Below are 4,428 nucleotides of genomic sequence, written 5' to 3'. Positions count from 1 at the left end.
GCACGGCTAATCACGCCCAGCAGTCGATGGAGCGCGACTACATCCGGTTGCGGCATGCCGAGACCAGGTATCGGCTGCTGTTTCAGGTGTCATCCGAGGCGGTCATGATTGTCGATGCGAGCAACGAGCTGATCGTCGACGCCAACCCGGCGACGCTGGCGCTGTTCGACGCCAGCGCACCCCACACTCTGAACACACCGGTCGCCGGCTTCTTCGATCCGGCCGATCAGCAGACGGTTCTGACACTGCTCGCCGACGTGCGCTCCACAGGCCGCGACGGCCGGGCTCGGGTGCGGCTCGCCAATGCCGGCCGCGAATGCGATCTGTCGGCCTCGCTGTTCCGTCAGGAGAACGCGTCGTTGTTCTTGGTGCGGCTGGCGTCGCATTCCGCCGTTCAGGAGACCGGCGCCGCCAAGGCGGTGTCGATGCTGATGAAGTACTTCGAAGCCGCCGCCGATGCGCTCGTCATCACCCAGTTCGACGGCCGCGTGGTCCGCGCCAATCTGGCCTTCATCGAAATGGCGCAGCTCGGCAGCGCCGAGCAGGCGAGGGGCGAGATGCTCGATCGCTGGCTCGGCCGCACCGGCGTCGATCTCAGCGTCGCGCTCGCCAATCTGCGCCAGAACGGCACGATCCGCCTGTTCGCCACCGTACTGCGTGGCGAATACGGCGCCGTCGCCGAGGTCGAAGTTTCGGCTGTGGCGGTGCACGACACCGACGACAAGCCATGCTTCGGCTTCGCCATCCGTAATGTCGAAAAACGGCTCACCACGGCCTCTACCAGCAAGCGCGAACTGCCGCGCTCGGTGGCTCAGCTCACCGAGCTGATCGGGCGTGTGCCGCTGCGCGATCTGGTGCGCGAGACCACCGACGTGATCGAGAAGCTGTCGATCGAGGCCGCGCTGGAATTGACCGGCGACAATCGCGCCTCGGCTGCCGACATGCTCGGCCTCAGCCGCCAGAGCCTCTACGTCAAACTACGCCGCTATGGCCTCGCCGAACACGCCGCGGAGGGCGAGGCAGCCGATGAGTAATGTTCCGATGAGTAACAGCGTGGCCCTGCGGCCGGCGCCTTCCGCCATCCTGGAAGTGCTGCATCCGATCACCTGGTTTCCGCCGATGTGGGCGTTCGGCTGCGGCGTGGTGTCGTCCGGCGTGCCGATCTCGTCGCGCTGGATCGAGGTGATCGCCGGCATCGTGCTGTGCGGGCCGCTGCTGGTGGCCACCAGTCAGGTCGTCAACGACTGGTTCGATCGCGACGTCGACGCCATCAACGAGCCGAACCGGCCGATTCCGTCCGGTCGCATACCGGGGCGGTGGGGGCTGTATCTGTCGTTCCTGTGGACCGCGGCATCCCTGCTGGTCGCCAGCCAGCTCGGCGCCTGGGTGTTCGGTGCCGCGGCGCTCGGCCTGGTGCTGGCCTGGATGTACTCGATGCCGCCGTTCCGCCTGAAGCAGAACGGCTGGCTCGGCAACGGCGCCTGCGCGATTACGTACGAAGGCTTCGCCTGGTTCACCGGCGCCGCGGTGATGCTCGGCGGTCTGCCGCCGTGGTGGATCACGACGCTGGCGCTGCTTTACAGCGCCGGTGCCCACGGCATCATGACGCTGAACGACTTCAAATCGATCGAGGGCGATATCAAGACCGGCGTCGGCTCACTGCCGGTCAAGCTCGGCGTCGACAACGCCGCGCGCGTGCTGTGTGCGGTGATGGCAATCCCGCAGGTCATCGTGATCGCGCTGTTGCTGGCGTGGGACCGTCCGATCGGCGCCGCGATTGTCGGATTCGTGCTCGCCGTCCAGCTCGCACTGATGGTTCGCTTCCTGCGCGCGCCGGTCGAGCGCGCCACCTGGTTCTCGGGTCTCGGCGTCGCGCTGTATGTGTCCGGCATGATGGCGAGCGCCGTCGCCGTGTCGTCGTTTGGAGCGTCCTGATCATGCGGTCATCCTCGATGCGTCCTCTGTCGTGGCTGGGCATCGTCCGCATGGGGCTGGTGCAGACCGGCCTCGGCGCGATCGTGGTACTGACTACATCGACGCTGAACCGGGTAATGGTGGTCGAGCTGGCGCTGCCGGCGATGCTGCCGGGTGCGCTGGTGGCGATCCATTATGCGCTGCAGGTGTTCCGCCCGGCGTGGGGGCACGGCTCCGACCGCGGCGCGCGGCGCACGCCGTGGATCATCGGCGGCATGGCGGTGCTGGCGCTCGGTGGCTTTCTCGCCGCCTGCGCGACCGCCTGGATGGCGACGCAGCCTCTGTTCGGCGTCGCGCTGGCGATCGTGGCGTTCTGCCTGATCGGGGGCGGCGTCGGCGCCGCCGGCACATCGCTCCTGGTGTTGCTGGCCAAGCGCGTCGATGACAAGCGCCGCGCTGCGGCCGCCACCATCGTCTGGGTGATGATGATCGCCGGCTTCATCGTCACCACCGCTGTCGGGGGCCAGTTGCTCGATCCGTTCTCGCCGCTGCGGCTGATCGAGGTCTCGGGCGGCGTGTCGCTGATTGCGATGGCGCTCACCTTCATCGGCGTACTCGGCATCGAGGGCAGGGCGACCGCGACGACCATCGTGACCGCAGAGCAGCCGGCGCCTCAGGGCTCGTTCGTGCAGGCCTTCAAGGAAGTCTGGGCCGAGCCACAGGCGCGGCGCTTCGCGATCTTCGTGTTCGTCTCGATGTTGGCCTACAGCGCCCAGGATCTGATCCTGGAGCCGTTCGCCGGCGCCGTGTTCGGCTTCACGCCGGGTGAGACCACCAAGCTGTCGAGCATGCAGCATGGCGGCACACTGATCGGCATGGCGATGGTGCCGATCCTCGGCGCGCTGTTTCCGAAGTCGCGCGGCAATCTGCAGATCTGGACAGTCGGCGGTTGCATCGCTTCGGCGATCGCGCTGCTCGGCCTGTCGTCGGCGGCGATCGTCGGCCCGAGCTGGCCGCTACGCGCCACCGTATTCGCGCTCGGCGTCACCAATGGTGCTTATGCGGTCGCTGCGATCGGCTCGATGATGGAGCTGGTCGGCGCCGGCGGCGAGCATCGCGAGGGGGTCCGCATGGGCCTGTGGGGCGCCGCGCAGGCGATCGCTTTCGGCATCGGGGGCTTTATCGGCACGCTGGCGAGTGACGTCGCGCGGCTGATACTGGGCGCGCCGGCTCTGTCCTACGCCGCAGTGTTTGCTGCGGAAGCTGGTCTGTTCGTGGCCTCGGCTGCGATGGCGATCTGGGTGCACCGTGCCCGCGCTGTCCCGGCGCAAAGTCGAAATGATGATGTCGATCTGTCCAACGCGGCCATCGCGGGAGGCTAAGATGAGTGACAATTCCGCTATCTATGACGTTGTCGTGGTCGGCGGCGGGCCGGCCGGCGCCACCGCGGCCTGCGATCTTGCCCGTGCCGGCAAACGTGTGGTGCTGCTCGACCGTGCCGGCCGCATCAAGCCGTGCGGCGGCGCCATCCCGCCGCGCGCGATCCGCGACTTTGCGATTCCCGACTCGATGCTGGTGGCGAAGATCAACGCCGCGCGAATGATCTCGCCGGCCAATGCTGAAGTCGACATGCCGATCGACGGCGGCTTCGTCGGCATGGTCGACCGCGAGCATTTCGACGAGTGGCTGCGCCAGCGCGCCGCGACGGTCGGTGCCGAGCGGCGCACCGGCACGTTCAAGCGCTTCTCGCGCGACGAGGCCGGCGTCAACACCGTGCACTACGACGAGCGCCAGCCCGACGGCTCGACGGCGGAGCGCACGGTACGCTCCCGCGCCATCATCGGCGCCGATGGCGCGGTGTCGGGCGTCGCCCGGCAATTCCTCAAGGATGCCGATCGGGTGCCGTTCGTGTTCGCCTATCACGAGATCATCAAGGCGCCGACGCCCGAGCAGCGAGCAGCCTACGAGTCGCGGCGCTGCGATGTGTACTATCAGGGCCACGTCTCGCCGGATTTCTACGGCTGGGTGTTCCCGCACGGCCAGACCGTCAGCGTCGGCACCGGCTCGATGCACAAGGGCTTCTCGCTGCGCGATTCGGTCGCCGAGCTGCGCAAGGCGACCGGGCTCGACGAGGTCGAAACCATCCGCAAGGAAGGCGCGCCGATCCCGCTGCATCCGCTGCCGCGCTGGGACGACGGCCACAGCGTACTGCTCGCCGGCGATGCCGCCGGCGTCGTCGCGCCGGCCTCGGGCGAGGGCATCTACTACGCGCTGCTCGGCGGCCGGCTTGCGGCCGAAGCGGTCGAGGAGTTTCTGCAGACCGCCGACGCGAAAGCCCTGAAATTGGCCCGTAAGCGCTTCATGCGCGGCAACGGCTCGGTGTTCCGGATCCTCGGCCTGATGCAGTGGTACTGGTACGCCAACGACAAGCGCCGCGAGCAGTTCGTCAGCATCTGCCGCGACAAGGACGTGCCAGAAACTGACTTGGGACTCCTACATGAACAAACGGCTGTC

At 67.6% G+C, this 4,428-nt stretch carries 3 protein-coding genes and 1 pseudogene; all 4 read left to right on the top strand.

The features are described 5' to 3' along the window. On the top strand, positions 1–1,034 hold a 1,034-nt coding region (gene ppsR / locus I5M_RS11860), incomplete at its 5' end, for a transcriptional regulator PpsR (protein WP_031336120.1). Between the two features lie 7 nt (positions 1,035–1,041). After that, positions 1,042–1,935, top strand: a complete 894-nt coding sequence (gene chlG / locus I5M_RS11855; RefSeq protein WP_022721601.1) for a chlorophyll synthase ChlG — start codon at positions 1,042–1,044, stop codon at positions 1,933–1,935. Between the two features lie 2 nt (positions 1,936–1,937). Beyond that, positions 1,938–3,296: a BCD family MFS transporter gene (locus I5M_RS11850; RefSeq protein ID WP_244431982.1), complete on the top strand. Its 1,359-nt coding sequence runs from the start codon at positions 1,938–1,940 to the stop codon at positions 3,294–3,296. A gap of 1 nt (position 3,297) precedes the next feature. Beyond that, positions 3,298–4,428 (top strand): annotated as a pseudogene (locus I5M_RS29605) (geranylgeranyl diphosphate reductase); the annotation flags it as partial.

The sequence above is a fragment of the Rhodopseudomonas sp. B29 genome (assembly GCF_000333455.1).
GTDB lineage: Bacteria > Pseudomonadota > Alphaproteobacteria > Rhizobiales > Xanthobacteraceae > Rhodopseudomonas.
This window is presented reverse-complemented; position numbering and strand designations above follow the sequence as displayed.